At 69.8% G+C, this 15,265-nt stretch carries 12 protein-coding genes and 4 tRNA genes; 8 read left to right on the forward strand and 8 right to left on the reverse strand.

What is annotated here, in order from left to right:
* Positions 1-198: 198 nt before the first annotated feature.
* Positions 199-270 (reverse strand) — tRNA-Val (locus ACQPYS_RS20005).
* 315 nt (positions 271-585) lie between these two features.
* Between ACQPYS_RS20005 and ACQPYS_RS20010 the strand changes: the two genes are divergently transcribed.
* The 3 genes from ACQPYS_RS20010 to ACQPYS_RS20020 all read left to right on the forward strand — a co-directional run bounded on the left by ACQPYS_RS20010 (position 586) and on the right by ACQPYS_RS20020 (position 849).
* Positions 586-658: transfer RNA gene (locus tag ACQPYS_RS20010), tRNA-Gly, on the forward strand.
* Positions 659-702: 44 nt separating this feature from the next.
* Positions 703-773, forward strand: a tRNA-Cys gene (locus ACQPYS_RS20015).
* Between the two features lies 1 nt (position 774).
* Positions 775-849 (forward strand) — tRNA-Val (locus ACQPYS_RS20020).
* A gap of 65 nt (positions 850-914) precedes the next feature.
* Here the strand turns inward: ACQPYS_RS20020 and ACQPYS_RS20025 are convergent.
* Positions 915-2,099, reverse strand: a complete 1,185-nt coding sequence (locus ACQPYS_RS20025; RefSeq protein ID WP_245664720.1) for a hypothetical protein — start codon at positions 2,097-2,099, stop codon at positions 915-917.
* A 194-nt stretch (positions 2,100-2,293) separates the two neighbouring features.
* Between ACQPYS_RS20025 and ACQPYS_RS20030 the strand changes: the two genes are divergently transcribed.
* On the forward strand, positions 2,294-3,505 hold the full coding sequence (locus ACQPYS_RS20030) for a hypothetical protein (RefSeq protein ID WP_245664721.1): 1,212 nt from the start codon (positions 2,294-2,296) through the stop codon (positions 3,503-3,505).
* Between the two features lie 81 nt (positions 3,506-3,586).
* Here the strand turns inward: ACQPYS_RS20030 and ACQPYS_RS20035 are convergent, their stop codons facing one another.
* The gene (locus ACQPYS_RS20035; protein WP_063040138.1) at positions 3,587-4,792 is read right to left on the reverse strand and encodes an FAD-dependent monooxygenase; all 1,206 of its coding nucleotides are present in this window, start codon (positions 4,790-4,792) and stop codon (positions 3,587-3,589) included.
* Positions 4,793-4,869: 77 nt separating this feature from the next.
* On the opposite strand from ACQPYS_RS20035, the gene ACQPYS_RS20040 reads away from it, so the two are divergent.
* Positions 4,870-5,454 (forward strand): TetR/AcrR family transcriptional regulator, encoded by a 585-nt coding sequence (locus ACQPYS_RS20040; protein WP_433490446.1) that lies wholly within the window; start codon positions 4,870-4,872, stop codon positions 5,452-5,454.
* A gap of 41 nt (positions 5,455-5,495) precedes the next feature.
* On the opposite strand, the gene ACQPYS_RS20045 is transcribed toward ACQPYS_RS20040, so the two are convergent.
* From ACQPYS_RS20045 to ACQPYS_RS20055, 3 genes are all read right to left on the reverse strand, one after another.
* Positions 5,496-6,377, reverse strand: a complete 882-nt coding sequence (locus ACQPYS_RS20045) for a hypothetical protein (protein WP_431939679.1) — start codon at positions 6,375-6,377, stop codon at positions 5,496-5,498.
* 182 nt (positions 6,378-6,559) lie between these two features.
* Positions 6,560-7,513, reverse strand: coding sequence for a LysR family transcriptional regulator (locus ACQPYS_RS20050; RefSeq protein ID WP_431939680.1), 954 nt, complete (start codon positions 7,511-7,513; stop codon positions 6,560-6,562).
* A 7-nt stretch (positions 7,514-7,520) separates the two neighbouring features.
* The gene (locus tag ACQPYS_RS20055) at positions 7,521-10,007 is read right to left on the reverse strand and encodes an FAD-dependent oxidoreductase (protein WP_433490447.1); all 2,487 of its coding nucleotides are present in this window, start codon (positions 10,005-10,007) and stop codon (positions 7,521-7,523) included.
* A gap of 173 nt (positions 10,008-10,180) precedes the next feature.
* Here ACQPYS_RS20055 and ACQPYS_RS20060 point away from each other — a divergent pair, with 173 nt between their 5' ends.
* Positions 10,181-10,714 carry a GNAT family N-acetyltransferase gene (locus tag ACQPYS_RS20060; protein WP_433490448.1) on the forward strand — a complete coding sequence of 178 codons (534 nt, stop codon included), beginning with the start codon at positions 10,181-10,183 and terminating at the stop codon, positions 10,712-10,714.
* 34 nt (positions 10,715-10,748) lie between these two features.
* On the opposite strand, the gene ACQPYS_RS20065 is transcribed toward ACQPYS_RS20060, so the two are convergent.
* The gene (locus tag ACQPYS_RS20065) at positions 10,749-11,558 is read right to left on the reverse strand and encodes a tyrosine-protein phosphatase (RefSeq protein WP_433490449.1); all 810 of its coding nucleotides are present in this window, start codon (positions 11,556-11,558) and stop codon (positions 10,749-10,751) included.
* Between the two features lie 158 nt (positions 11,559-11,716).
* Positions 11,717-12,733 carry a cell division protein ZapE gene (zapE, locus tag ACQPYS_RS20070; protein ID WP_433490450.1) on the reverse strand — a complete coding sequence of 339 codons (1,017 nt, stop codon included), beginning with the start codon at positions 12,731-12,733 and terminating at the stop codon, positions 11,717-11,719.
* 35 nt (positions 12,734-12,768) lie between these two features.
* Between zapE and ACQPYS_RS20075 the strand changes: the two genes are divergently transcribed.
* Both ACQPYS_RS20075 and ACQPYS_RS20080 read left to right on the forward strand, forming a co-directional pair.
* A complete protein-coding gene (locus tag ACQPYS_RS20075) occupies positions 12,769-13,533 on the forward strand; it encodes a pyrimidine reductase family protein (RefSeq protein WP_433490451.1) in 765 nt (254 codons plus the stop codon).
* A gap of 81 nt (positions 13,534-13,614) precedes the next feature.
* The gene (locus tag ACQPYS_RS20080; protein ID WP_433490452.1) at positions 13,615-15,165 is read left to right on the forward strand and encodes an alpha/beta hydrolase; all 1,551 of its coding nucleotides are present in this window, start codon (positions 13,615-13,617) and stop codon (positions 15,163-15,165) included.
* The last annotated feature ends 100 nt before the right edge of the window (positions 15,166-15,265 follow it).

A 15,265-nucleotide genomic window follows, 5' to 3' on the forward strand; every position in this document is an offset into this window, starting at 1 on the left:
CGACCCCGGCGGAGTAACCGGCCCCGCCTATGCGCATACCACCACCGAGCAGGGCCGACCGTGGCGAATCAGCGCGCAACGTACGTACGATTCGGGGCCGGAGCTCGGCGGTATCCGACGGTCGATCCCGGGCCTTCGACTAGGCCGGCCCCGAACACAGAAAACCCCCTGACCAGTTGATATGACAGGGGGATCTTGTGGTCCCAGCTGGGATCGAACCAGCGACCTTCCGCGTGTGAGGCGGACGCTCTCCCGCTGAGCTATGAGACCGGGATGAACTGCTCGGGGAGATCTTTCGATGCCCTCCGAACGAGTACGAACTTTAACACGCACCACCCGTTCGCCACCAAATCACCCGGTTATCATTCCCGCACCTCGGTCGGCCGGTGCCCTACACGCCGCCTGTTGCCGCCAGAGTCGGCCGCCCCGGCCACTCGCCCGGCGCGAGCCGCACCGATACCTGTGGAAAATAACAAGGTTGTGATTTACCGGCATCTACCAGGCGATTTGTAGGTTTCGCCGAACGTCGGCTAATGTTCTGTCTCGCACCACGGAGGACGGAAACGGCCACCGGGGAGGCAGAATGCGGATGTAGCGCAGCTGGTAGCGCATCACCTTGCCAAGGTGAGGGTCGCGGGTTCGAATCCCGTCATCCGCTCGAGAGGTAGGGCCAGGCGCATAGAATGCCTTCCCCCTTTGCGCGGTGGAGTGGCCGAGTGGTGAGGCAACGGCCTGCAAAGCCGTGCACACGGGTTCGATTCCCGTCTCCACCTCGCGCGATTAGCTCAGCGGGAGAGCGCTTCCCTGACACGGAAGAGGTCACTGGTTCAATCCCAGTATCGCGCACCAGTCATATCGGTTGAGAGGCACTTTCCGAGCGAGTCGGAAGGTGCCTCTACCGCTTTCCGGCGCCACTACGCCGCGTAGCGGAGTATGCCCGCGATCTGTGTCCCATCGGGCAGGTCCTCGGCGCGCACGGCCAGGACCCGGCCACCGGTGAGCAGGACGCGGCGGCTTATCTCATCCAGGATGCCAGGCGTGTCGACCGGCTCCGGTTCGGCGAATGTGACCGCGCCGTCGGCGGATACGGCGCCGGGCGCCGAGGCGTCGATATCGACGAGCAAGGTGTCGACGGCGCCCGCGGTGGCCGCTCGGGCGAGATCGGAGATATCGGTGGCGGCCCGGCCCTCGCTGCGCCGACGGTCCAGTAACTCGATCAGCTCGGACAGTTGCGCGGCGTAGTGGCGGTCCAGCACCGCCCGCGAACGATCGGCGAGCTCCTGGTCGGAGGCGTGCTCGGGGTTGCCGGAGATGCTCTCGGCGAGCAGACCGTCGTAGCTGTTCACCGACCGGAACAGGGAGTCGGTCGGTTCGGCGGCCGCCAGGATGAGCGGCACATTGCGGCCGGACAGGAAATCACGCAGTTCGGTATCGATGGCGCGGGCGTACTGGCGGACCCGCATCTTGCGGCCCTCTTCGCCCTGGATGCGACGCTTCGGGGCCCGATCGCCCAGGCTCGATTTGCCGGCGTACGCGGCCGCATTGGCCGGCAAGCCGGGTATCCGCACCGTGTACGCCGGTTTGTCGGCGCTGACCTCCACCAACCGGACGCTGCCTTCGGCCAGCGCCAGGACGAACGCCGACTGCGGGAAGGTCACGGCGCGGAGCAGGCGTTTGAGGTAGAAACTCTCGCCCACTGTGACGGAGGCGTTCAACTCGTTGGGTACCCGGAAGGTGCGGATCCGCGTCGGGGTGGCGAAAGCGACCAGGGTGCGCGACTGGTAGCGCCAGAACTCGGCGTCGTCGATGTGGCCGTCGAACTCCTCCTCGAGGGCTGTTCGCGCCGCCGGATCGGTGACCTGGTCGAGTGCCTGCCGGACCTGGTCCCAGAACGCGATCCGGTTGCGGTCCGGATCCGCGGCGTCCGAGTCGGTGGGGGTGTAGATCGACACGCACCAGTCGTCGGTGAGAGCGGCGAGTGCTTCGATCTCACCGCGGGTCGGGATATCGGTGTGCAGCACGAAATCCTCCACATCATGGGATCGGCGCGCCGAATCCGTGGAACCGGGGATTGCGGCGGCGGGTCGTGGCGGGCTCATCCGGCGGAGCGGGCTTCGCGAAGATCGGCCGAGGGGCTGATACTGCTCAGGGCGATTATTCGGCAAACTTCATTAGAGCACAGGACGACCGCGGACAGCCGGTACGCGTCCACCGGGATTGTCGGTGGACGCGGTTAAGCTGTCTCGCACGAACTCGGGCCGGCCGGCCCACCGGGTCCCGACAGGGGGTGTGTGTGCAGACGGAACCAGCCCGCGAGGTGCTGCCGGACGCCACGGACACCGGGGAATCGTTCCCGGACGATCTCCGTGCGCATCTGTCCTTCGCGCTCGAGGAATGCGGCCACGCCCTGGCCGAACTGGTGGACGAGTACGCGGTCGACCGGGAACGCGCCGCGACGATCCTGCGACTGCGGCTCGGTATCACCGGGGACCGTCCCGAAACGCTCACCCGTATCGGCGCGCGACTGGATTTCGCGCGGGACCGGGCCCGCCAACTGCACACCAAGGCGGTCGGCGAACTGCTCCGGCACACCGCGCGCTCCGGGCGGCTGCCGGTGCCCGAGTATGCCCGTCGCTACCCCGTGGGCACCCGGGATTCGACGCTCACTCGCGCGCTGCTGGCCGAAACCTACGCCACCGATACCGATATCGCGGTGAACGATCTGTCGTACCTGAAATTGCGGCTGGCGGGGCATACCGCGGCCGACGCGAAACGGGTCGCGGGTTTTGTCACCCAGCGCATCGTGGGTTGGCGCAAGAAGACCAACCACCTGCTCTCCCGGTTGCGCACCGACGGCGAACCCGCCGGACCACCGGCCCCCTGGCTCGACCGGATCGACTGGCCCACCGGAACCGGTTCGCCCGCACCGCTGCCCACCGGTCCGGCCCGGACGTTCGATGTGGACGACGACGGTCGTGGCCGGTTCTATCTATCCAAACCCGGACGTGATATAGGTTTCGACTCCGGGCTCGAGGCCCGGCTCCTCCGCCTGCTCGACGCGGACGACCGGATCCGCAACTTCCAGGAGTATCCCGACGCCGTGGGATACCGCATCGACGGTACGGAGCAGCTGCATTTCCCGACCGTCGTCGCCGAACTCACCGACGCACGCCTGGTACTGATCGACGAACAACCCCTGGGGCATATCGGTTTCCATGTGAACCGGGCGAAGTCCGCCGCGGCCCGCGCCCGGGCACACGAGAACGGCTGGGGCTGGTTGCTCTGGACGGGCAGCCACCTCGGTGAACCCGAACTGGTGTCCCACCGGGTGCCCGCGGGCGTCGAACACCGGCTCACCGAACTGCTCACCGAAGGCCCTGTCCGGCTACCCGCGCTCCGGCAGGTGCGGGCCGATACCGGATTCGACATCCTGGACCTCATCGCGCTGGTGGTCCGCAACGAATGGCGTTGGGAGCGAGGACCGTTCCGGCTCACTGCCGGGTAGCGGACGGAACTTCCGGCCGCGCCGCGGCGGGACCTCGTTCGGTGCAGCGGCGCGGAAACCGCCGGGTCGCGCCCGGCCGGTCTACCCAACGGGATCGGGCACAGTGAACGACGAGAGCGTACTGCTCGCGCTGCCGGACATCAGCCGGGCCCGGAGCCGGGGCGGGACATGCGGGAGCAGGCGCATCGCCGTCTCGCTGACGAGTAACCGGCCCCGGGAGCGTGGAATACCCCGCCGCAACACTGCGGGCGCGACCTCGCTACAGCGCCGGGCGTACGCGTCGACCTGCGCCCGGTAGGTGGGGAAGGCCACCGTATGATCGCCGTCGGCTTCGGCCAGCGCCCGGGCGAGGAGGTAGGCACCGACAACGGCGAGCGAGGTGCCACCCCCGACTGCCGGTCCGGGTGCGTACCCGGCGTCGCCCACCAGCGCCACCCGGCCCCGCGACCAGGTGTCCAGCTGGATCCGGCTGACAGAATCGAGATAGAAATCCTCGGCGCGGTCCATCTCGTCGAGCAGCAGCGGTATATCCCAGCCCTCGTCGCGGTACTCCGCGCGCAGCAGCCGGCGCTGGGCACCGATATCGCGAAGGTCGTGCCCCGGTTCTTCGCCGCGCCGGAACAGGAATACCGCCCGTGCCAGTCCGGTTTGCCGGACCGGATACATCGCGGCGATCCGGTTCACAGCGCTGTACAGCAGCGTCAGCCCGTCGAGCTCCCGATAGTTCGGGAGAGTGCCCACCGCGAAGTAGGCACCGAGATGTCGGCGCCAGCGCTCCTCCGGCCCGAAAACCAGCTCCCGGACTCTGGAATGCATACCGTCGGCACCGATGACGAGGTCGAATCGGGCCGAGTCACCACTGTCGAACGTCACCACCACTCCGTCACCGTGGTCGGTGAGTTCGGCGATCGAATTGCCGAAGCGGTAGTCGACGCGGCTACCGGTCGCCTCGTGCAGGATCGCCGCCAGTTCCCCGCGCATGATCTCGAGATGGCGCCCGTCGGCGAAAGCGTCCGAGATATCGCGCAGATCCACCGCGATGGGCCGTTTACCCGGCCGTTCGAGCCGGAGCGCGGTCGATTCGGTACTCGCCTCGCGCAGCGGCCCGAGCAGGTCCATATGGCCTATCACTGCCGTCGCCGGGGCGAAGAGATCTACCGCGTGACCACCCAGGCCCAGCCGTGGGAAGGGGGTGCGCTCGACGATCACCGGCGTGAATCCGAACCGATCGAGCCAGTAGGCGAGGACGGGCCCGGCCACGCTCGCCCCGGAAATCAGGATGTCCATAGTAATCCCTAGATTGTTTACTTATCGGTAGGTAAGTCAGCTTACTTACCGGGCGGTCAACACGCTAGGGTGAGGAAGTGCCGAGAATCAGATCCAGCGAAACCCGTGAGCGCATTCACGCCGCGGCGCTCGAACTCTTCACCGCGCGCGGTATCCAGGAGACGAGCCTGCGCCAGATCGCCGAAAAACTCGGACTCACCAAACCCGCGCTCTACTACCACTTCTCCTCACGCGAGGAGCTGCTGCGCAGCCTGGTACAGCCGTTGTTCGACGATGTCGAGGCCACGATCACCGCGGACGAAGACCGCGCCGGCGACGGCCCGGTGGACGCTCGGGAAATACTCGGGCGCTATTTCGATGTCTCCTACCGGCATCGCGCGGTTACCGCGCTGCTGCTCCGCGATATCGCGCCGCTGGCCGCGCTCGGCTTCCTCGAACGTATCGTCGAATGGCGCCGTCGGCTCACGACTCTGTTGGTGGGGCCCGAGGCCGAACTCGGCGATCGGGCCCGCGCCATCGTCGCACTGGGCGGACTCGGCGACTGTCTGGTTCTACTCGCCGACGCACCGGCGGAGGAACTGCGCGTGGCCGCACTCGACGCGGCGTGCGCCGCGCTGGACAGACGACCGCCCGCGCCGGACTCCGCGGCTCCCCCGCGCTGAGATCCGCCCGCCGGGTACGAGTTCGGGCCGGGCAGTTGCCGTCAGGGCTTGACCAGCATGGTCGCCGCGATGAAGGTCGCCAGCAACAGCATGACGAAAACCGTGATGAGCTGCCAGTTGTCGATGGTTTTGTGCAGGCGCCGGATGGTGTCCTCCAGCGCACGGTGCACCCGCCGCTCGTCGGCGATCCGGCGATCCACCGCCGCCACCGCCTCGGCCTGCTCCCGGGCGCGCTGCGCCGTCCGCTCCATCCGGGCGACGGTCCTGGCGAGCTGCCGCTTCTTCTCCCGCACCGCCTGCCGGGCCACGGCCAGCGCGGTGCGCTGCGACATCAGTTCCTGGCGCTGCTGTTCGAGCAGCAGTGCCTGGGCCCTGGTGTGCTTCTCCCAGTCGGTCACGGCCGCCCATCCTTTCCTCATATGATCGCGGTAACCCCACGCGACCTCGCCGGCCACCCACTCCCGCAGGAACTCCCGCAATTCGTAGGGCCGCGCGGCCGGCACGACCAGACCTGTGGGACCGGATTCCAGCATGCCGCTCACTGCGCGGTACTCACACGAGGCGGGTGCGAGATCGGCGATACCGAGGGCAGGCAACTGGGACACCCAGAAACCGGGCGCGCACAACCACAGCACATTCGCACAACCCAACGCCCGCAGCCGGTCCGTATGTTGTTGCGCGAGTTCCTGGGTCAGTGGGCCGGTGCGCACCTCGATCGCACCCTGCTCGGTGCCGCGCCGCCACCAGACATCGACGGTGACCGGACCGCAGCGCCGGTCCACCACCGCCTCGTCCGCCCCGAACGCGAGCAACCGGCTCGCCAGCCAGAACTTGAGTCGCTGCGCGTCCCACTGCGCCTCCACACAGCGCGCACAGCCGCAACCATAGCCGGAGGTGGTCTGCGGCGCCGTATCCGTGCTCACCGGACCGTCGGATATACCCAGGTCGGACAACATCGTCCGGCGCCCGCACCGAATATCAGTCCGCCGCTTCGTCTGCATGCGACCACCCATCTAACCCGTCCCACCATGTCGGCCCGACACCACACCGACGTATTCCAGGGTGCGCCACAAAGGCCGGTCGACGCCAGGTTTCTGCCCAGCAGTTACCCAGATGGGACCCACGCGACCCTCACCCCCGGCGGTGTCCCGGTCACCGGATCGGGGGCTGTCAGCACCGAACGCACCAGGGTGCGCAGCCACGCGTGCGCGGGGTCGGGGGTGTTGCGCGGATGCCAGGCCAGCGAAATCGTCACCTCCGGCAACGGCAGCGGAATCTCGAACGCGCACAGACCCAGTGCCGGCAGGGCGGTGGCCGCCACGACCGCGGGGGCCGGGCACACCGCGACACCGGAACGCACGGCGAGCAACGCCGTTGTCAGATCGGGGACAGTGGCCACGACGCGGCGGGTGCGGCCGTGCAGGGCGAGCCGGTCGTCGATGGGGCCGCGGGCGATTCCGCGCGCCGAGACGCTGATATGGGCCGCGGCGGCGTAGGCGGCCACGGTCACCCGTTCGGTGACCAGCGGATGCCCGGGGGCGGCGACACCGATCAACCGGTCCCCGCGTACCCGTTCCACCCGGGTCTGCGGATCGGCCTGCGCGATCACCCCGACCTGTGCGTCGATCCGGCCGTCACGCAGCGCGCTCGCCGAACCGGCCGCTTCGCCGGGCACGAATCGCAGGGTCACGCCCGGCGCTCGGGCTCGGACCTCGGTGAGCAGCCGGGCGGCGAGTTCGGGCAGCACCGCGTCGTCCACGTGCACCGCGAACCCGCGGACCAGGGCGGCCGGGTCGACGGTATCGGGTTTCGCCAGCAGCGCCCGTCCTTGTTCGACCAGCGCACCGACCTCGAACCGCAACTCGAGCGCGCGGGGAGTCGGCACAAGTTGGCGCCCGGCCCGGACCAGCAGCGGGTCGTTGTAGACCCGGCGCAATCGCGCCAGGGTGCGGCTCATCGCCGGTGGCGAGGTGTTGAGCCGTTCGGCGGCCTGCGTGACACTGTTGGTCTCGAGCAGGGCGTGCAGGGCCACCAGCAGGTTCAGATCCAGATCCGGCACGGCCGGGTCAGGTTCGCGAGGACGCGCCGGTGGCCTGTGTCTCGGGTTCGGAGGCCGCCGATTCCGGATCGCCGATTGCCCGTTCCGGTGTCTCCGGTCCGGCGGCAGACGCCGAACCGGTGGCCGGTGCCCGCTCGGCGGTCTCGGCCGCTACCGGGTCGGTCGTTCCGGGAGCCGGTGCCGAACCCGCCGTTGCCGCGGGCGCCGTGCCGCCGGCGCCGGCAGCCGGTGTCCGGTCGGTGGCGGCGGCCGACTCCGTGCCCGTGCTTCCGTTCGCCGGTACCGGATCGGCCTCCACAGGTTCGGCGCCGTCCGGTGCCGTGGTGGCTGTACCCGGTTCCGTCGCCTCCCGGGTGCCGGGCGCGGCGGTGGACGCGGATGCCGCGCCCGCCGGGGCCTCGCCGGGTGTCTGCGGATCGGGTGACGGCGGCGCGGAGTTCTCGGCGGCCGCCGCGGCCGCAGCCGCTTGGGCCGCCCGCATATCGAGCCGGACCGTGGGGCTATTGGATCGTGCGGCGATACCGGCCGCCCGCTTTTCGGCCGCCGCCCGCCGGGCCGCGTCCCGGGCGACGTCCACCGCCGACTGCTGCGCGGCGGGAGGCGGCTCCGTGGGTTGTGTGTCGGCGGACGGCGCCGCGTTCTCCGGATGCGGCGTGTCCGGCGGCTGTGGGGCGTTCACCGGCCACCGGGTGTGCACCGCCGCGGGCGCGGGCCGGGACTGCTCCACCGGTTGCGGAGGTGCTCCGGGCGCGGTGTGCGGTTCCGGTCCGGCCGGGTGCGCGGCAGGCATCGCAATGATCTTCGTCCGCTCGTCGGCGCCCGGAAGAGCCGACTCCGGCAGTTTCACGGTCGGCGATTCGGAGGCCACCGGTCGCCCGCCGGACGAGTCGGGGCGCGCGGCACCGGTGTGAATCGGTTCGGTCGCACCGGTCGGCGGGGACGCCGGCTGCGGTGGCGACAAGGGCGGCTGCGGCTGCGACGAGGGCGCACCGTAGGCGTCCGCGCCGAGAGGCCGGCCCACGGACCCCCGTTTCCGGCGCGACACCACCTTGTAGTCACCGGGCCGGGCCGGACGCACCCATTGCGCGGCACGGGCCGCGAGAGGCAACTTCACCCCGAGATCGGCGAGCAGTTCATCGATATCGCGCAGGGCGTAAGGCGTCACCGAGGTACCGTGCGCGTGGTGACCGCCGGTGTACTCGTGCATCCAACGCAAGCGGGCCTCGATCCGCTCGCTCATCGTCTCCGCGGGCGGCAGGGACAGAGTCCGGGTGAGCAGGGCCGAGGTCCAGTGCGCGCCGACCTCCGCACCCACCGCACTCAGCAACGAGGAGTTGTAACCGGCGAAGGTCAGATGCGGTACCTGCAACGGCAGGATCTGCCGGTACAGCCGGAAATTACCGTTGTCGTCGGTGAGCTGGCGCTGCACGTACGGGGTCAGGAACGGGACCCGCTGCTGGAAACCGGTGGCGCAGACAACGATATCCGCACGGATCAACCGGCCGTCGGACAATTCGGCATACGGGCCGCCCTGGCCGCCACCCAGCGCGGCGACCTCCGTCCCGCCGCACACGGTGATCCGGCCGGCCGCGACCTGATCGGCGAAATCATCGGCGACCAGGCCGAACGCGGCCTCGTGGGCCCGGTCGAACCGCACCGGCGGCACCAGCCCGAGCTCCGCGGCCCGGGACCGCTGGGCCACCAGCGCTTCGATGAGATCGAGGTTGCTCTCCCGGAAGGAACGGCCCGGGCCGTGCAGCAGGCGCTCGAACCGGCCGGGCTCGGGATGCCGGAAATGGGCGGTACCGGTGCGGGTGAGCAGCACCCGTTCGGCGTCCAGCCCGGGGGCCGGCCGGCGCGGCATCTTCCACAGCAGCCGACGCGCCACCACCGTGGTCTCGGCGGCCACCCGGCTGATCTCGGTGGCCAGGTCGCAGGCTGCCGCGCCGTAACCGACCACCACGACCGAACGGTCGCGGACCGCGTCCACATCCAGGAACTGGGTGCTGTGCCCCAATTGGCCTCCGGCACGCCCGAATTCGGTCATTCCCGCGAAATCGGGGAGCTCCGGTTCGCTGAACACACCGTTGGCGATGACGAGGTGATCGCAGGAGGTGCGGTGCACACCGTCGAGATCGCGTATCTCGAGCAGCCAGCCGCCGTCGACCGGGTCGGCCGCCACCACTTCGGTGCGCAGCCGGAGGCGATCGGTCAGCCCGAAGGCACGCACGTAGCTCGCCAGGTACTCCTGCATCCGGGCTCCGTCGAGCACCCGCGGGTAGTCGGCGGGCATCGGATGGTCGGAGAAGTGGTAGGTGTACTTGCTGCTCTGCGCGCGTAAGCCCGGGTAACGGCGAGTCTCGCTCCACACGCCGCCGATATCGGGGGCTCGGTCGAAAACCTCGACCGCGAACCCATCCTCACTCAGGACCTTCGCGCAGACCAGACCCGCGATACCCGCACCGACGATCGCGATGCGGTTCCCGCTCCTCATGGGCGAGAGATTACGTCGGATGTGTCCGGAGGCAAAGCCGGAGGCTCTATTACGCCTATCGCCGCAGGTCGCACGAGTCCACCGGAACCTCGGACCAGCTGTCCGCAGAGCGGGCCGTACCGTCCGGACCAGCGCACACACCGGAGGCCGTACCGCTGTGGTCTCATGGGAATATGACCACTGTCACCGTGGACCGGGCCGGACTGTGGGACGCCGAGGCGCTCAGCGATGTCGCCGCCGCGACGTTCCCGCTGGCCTGCCCGCCGGGTTCGGATATGGAAGATATCGAGGTATTCCTGGCGGAGGTGCTCTCCGGTGAACGGTTCGGGGAGTATCTGTCCGATCCGGCGCGCACGGTCCTCAAAGCGGTCGCGGACGACGAGATCGTCGGATACGCCATCCTGCACAGTGGGCCGCCCTCCGATTCCGCGGTGGCGGCGGCGGTCGCGCTGGATCCAGTGCTCGAGATCAGCAAGATGTATGTGCTGCCGGGCCATCACGGCACCGGAGTGTCGAGCGCGCTCATGCACGCGGCCCTGGAGCAGGCCCACGGGGCCGATTACGCCGGCGTCTGGCTCGCCGTGAACCAGGAGAACCTGCGGGCGCAACGCTTCTACGCCAAGTACGGCTTCGAGCAGGTGGGTACCCGCACCTTCACCGTCGGGCGTCAGGTGCACCGGGACTACGTACTGCGACTCGAGTTCTGAGCGTCGGCCGGACCGGCGGCCCGCCGGCGCGGTCTCAGTCCAGCATGCGCTGTTTCAGCGCGTCGACCTCCGCGGAGCTCAGCCCCAGGCCCTCGCTCACATAGCGGTCGAAACCGCCGTAGCTCACCGCGACCTGATCGAAGGCGGCGTCGAGCCATTCCCGCTGGACCCCGCCCACCGGGTCGCCGGCCGCAGCGCCGCGGTAGTGGTTGGACAGCAGATAGTCCTCGGTGACTGTGGTCCGATCCACCCCGAGCAGCGTGAGCAGTACCGCGGCGGTCCAGCCGGTCCGGTCCTTGCCGGCGGTGCAGTGGAAGAGCACCGCGCCGGCGTCGGGACCCCGCCCCGACGCCGCGATATCGCGCAACACCCCGGCCAGCGCCTGGTTCGCGCCCGGGGCGGTGATGAACGCCCGGTACAGGTCGCTGCCACCGGCGAGGGTCGACACGAGTTCCGGCAGCGGGGCGGCACCGATCATGTCGTACCAGTGGGCGCGGGCACCGGCGGGGATCCGGTCCGGGCCGAGCGCGCGCTCGTAGACCGTGCGCAGATCGTCGACGGTACGGACTCCGCGCCGGGTCAGTTCCGTGAGATCCGTGGGCGTGAGGTTTGTGAGCTGATCGGTGCGGAACGCGATACCGGTGCGTACGGTGCGCCCGTCCACGGTGCGGTAGCCGCCGAGATCACGGGCATTGGGAGCGCCGGTCAGGTGTAGCGACCGGTCGACGGTGAGCACCTCCGCGGCCGCCGGCGCCATGGTGACATCCGCCGCCGCGACCGGGCCGAAGGCGATCAGGGCACCGGTGAGAACAGCGGCCGGTACACGCGCCGAACGATGAACCATGCGCGGAACTCCCCTCGCTCGCCGGCACCCCCGCGTGGCGTGCCGGACTCAGCAAACCAACCCCGGGGTTCGGGGTCAACCCGAAAACGGCGCGTCGTCGCACGCCGCGCGGATCGACACCCGGCGGCCGGAACGCCCCGGCTACCGCAGGGCCGCGCTCAGGCCGGGACCTCGAAGCGGGACAGCGCCAGCAGGCGCGAGATCGCCCGTAGGTACTTCTTGCGATAGCCGCCGTCGAGCATCTCCGAGGAGAAGATCTCGTCGAGTTTCGCTCCCGAGACGGTCACCGGGACGCCCGCGTCGTAGAGCCGGTCGGCCAGCACCACCAGGCGCAGGGCCACCGCCTGATCGTTGACCGGATGCACCCCGGAGACGAACACCGCCGACACCCCGTCGATCAGCGCGCCGAATTTCGACGGGTGCAGGGTGCTCAGATGGCGCAGCAGGGCATCGAAATCGTCCAGCGTCGCCGCCGGGGTGCCCACCGCCCGTTCGTTCAGCTGCGCATCACTGCTGGGTTCCGGGGCCGGCGGCAGATCCCGATGCCGGTAGTCGGGGCCGTCCACCCGCACCGTGTCGAAGATCGAGCCGAGCTTCTTGATCTCGCGCAGGAAATCCTGCGCCGCGAACCGGCCCTCGCCGAGCTGCCCGGGCAATGTGTTGGAGGTGGCCGCCACCGAGACGCCGCTCGCCGAAAGCTCGGTGAGCAGCCGGGAGACCAGCATGGTGTCCCCCGGATCGTCCAGTTCGAATTCGTCGATGCACAGCACACTGTTGGCCGACAGCCGCTCGACCGCGTTGCCGAAACCCAGCGCGCCGACGAGGTTGGTGAGTTCACCGAAGGTGCCGAACGATTTCGGCGCCGGCGCGTTGTGGAAGATCGAGGCCAGCAGGTGGGTCTTGCCGACACCGAACCCGCCGTCCAGGTACAGCCCCGCGCCCTGGGCCGGCTTCTTCTTCCCGAAGAAGGATTTCTTCTGCGCGGCCTTGTGGATGCCGGTGACCTTTTCCGCGAAGGCACGGGCCGAGGCGACCGCCGCGGCCTGGCTGGGCTCGTTCGAGTCGGGAATGTAGGTATCGAAACCGACCTCGTCGAACATGGGCGGCGGTATCATCTGGGCGACCAGCTGGTCGGCGGGGACCTCCGGGCGGCGGTCGACGAGGCGATCTGGCATGGACGTAGCCTAGTGACGTGGTATGAGCTGTTGGTATGCAGCGTATCCCCGATGCGATCCAGCTCACAGACCTCGACAACGACGCACTCGCCGATCTGTACGCCTACCCGGGCGGGCCGGACGACAGTCGGCTGCGGGTCAATTTCGTCTCCAGTATCGACGGCGCCGTCACCGGATCCGGCGGCGTCTCGGGTGCGATGGGCACACCGGCGGACAAACGGGTGTTCCATCTGCTGCGCGAATTGTGCGATGTCGTCCTGGTCGGCGCGGGCACGGTACGCGCGGAGAACTACGGGGGCGCGCAGACCGACCCGGGCCTGCGCCGGGAACTGTTCGCCCGGGGCATCGGCGGCCACGCCGAGGGTGCCCCGCCGCCGATCGCGATCGTGACCGCCTCCGCCGCACTGGACCCCGGCCATCGGGTGATCGCCACCGCCCGGACCCCTACGCTGATCCTCACCACCGCGGCGGCGCCCGCGCAGCGGGTACGCGCGCTCGCCGCGGCGGGCGCCGAAGTGATCGAGATCGGGGACGAGATCATCGCGCCGCAGGCGGTCCCGGAGGCGCTTGTGGCGCGCGGGTTGCGGCGGATGCTGTGCGAGGGCGGGCCGCAGCTGTTCGGCTCGCTGGCCGGCGCGGGCACGGTCGACGAGCTCTGCCTGACCACCGCGCCGCTGCTGGTCGGCGGGGCAGCTCGCCGGATCTCGGTGTCGCACGAGGAATTCGGGATGCGGATGACACCGGCGCATGTACTGCTGGACCCGGACGGGACGATGCTCACCCGCTGGGTGCGTGCCTGAAACCCGAGCGGCGCGCCTGCGCGGCGGGGCCCGGGCGTCCCGATCCGGCGGATCCGATCCGGACCTGGCAGGGTATAGCGCATGCGCTGGACTCGGGCAGTGGTGCCGGCCTCGGCACTTTTGATCATGATCGCCGGTTGCGGGGCCGGTCCGTCGGACCGCCCGCACGTAGCCGTCGAACGTCCGCCTGTGCCAGGCGAATCCACCACCTCCGCCCAGGTTCCACCGCCGCCCGCCGCCGAGGTCCCGAAGAAGGACCTCGCGTGGCGGGAGTGCACCCGGGAAACATTCGACCAGGCCGGGATGGGCCCGGGACCCGCCGGGCTGGTGCTGGAATGCGCCGATTTCTCCACCCCGATCGACAGCGCGGGCTCGGTGCTGGGCAACTTCCGTACCGGCGCGGTGCGCGCCCGGTTGCCGCAGACCCCGCCCGACGCCGCACCACTGGTCCTGACCTCCGGGGTGGACCGCTCCTCCGGCGCCACCCTCGCTGGGCTGGCCACCGGTCCGGCGAGCGCCCTGCTCGGCGCCCACCCCGTGGTCGCGGTGGACCGCCGGGGTATCGGCACCTCCCAGCCGATCGACTGTCTGCCCGCCGATATCCGCAGTGGTCTGCAGGACAACGCCCAGTTCACCCCGGGCGGTGACGCGGTGACCGGTATGTCCGACCTGTCCCGCAACGGAACCATTTCCTGCCGGGACTTCCTGCAGCCCTACGACGGCACCTTCGACGCCGCGCACGCCGCCGACGATATCGAGCAATTGCGCCGCGAGTGGAATGTCGACCACATCGCCATGCTGGGTACCGGCAGCGGCGCGCTGGTGGGGCTGGAGTACGCCCGCAAGTACGGTGATCGGCTGGCCCGGCTCGTCCTCGACTCCCCCACCCCGGTGGGTGTGGACACCGTCACCCGAACCGAGACCGCGGTCCAGGGTGCCGAGGCGGCGCTGTCGGCATTCGCCCAGCAGTGCGCCGGTATCTCATGCTCGCTCGGACCCGATCCGCGCGCGGCGGTGACCGAACTGATGCAGAAAGCGGCCGACGGGCAGCTCGGCGACATCTCGGCAAACGGGGTCCGCACGGCCGTCACCGGGTTCCTCGGCAACCCCCGCGCGGACCAGACCGGCCGGATCGGCGTACTCGCCGACGCCCTGTCCGCGGCCGGCCGCGGCGACCTGGGCGCGCTGAAGGGACTGCTCGATCAGCAGGAGGCCGCCACCGCGACCGACGGCCAGTTCGTCAACGGTTGCACCGATATGCCGCAGACTCCGCCCGCGCCGCAGGTCACCGACCTGACCGGTATCTGGGCGCAGAAGTATCCGGTGTTCGGCCGGGCGACGGCCCTGTCGATGCTGGCCTGCTCGGCATGGCCGGTGACCGAGGCGCCGGCGGCGCTGGAGAAACTGGAGCTGCCGGTACTGGTACTCACCGGTGTGGCCGACCCGGTGACCGGGATCGCGCAGGCCTCGGTGACCGGTGCCCTCGGGGCCGCGGGCGCCCGGACCTCGACCATGACCTGGCAGGGCTGGGGTCACCCGGTGAGCGCGCACTCCGGATGCGCGCAGACCGCGCTCGTGGCGTATCTGAAGGACGGGCGGCTCCCCGGCGACGGCACCGCCTGCCCCGCCTGACCGGTACTGCCCGAAGGCGCCTCGCACAGGGTCCGAGGCGCGCCTGACCGGCGCGTCGAGGGTGGGCCCCGGCAACACCACGGCACCGCCCGGTGTACCG

It is taken from the genome of Nocardia grenadensis (assembly GCF_050942415.1).
Lineage (GTDB): Bacteria > Actinomycetota > Actinomycetes > Mycobacteriales > Mycobacteriaceae > Nocardia > Nocardia grenadensis.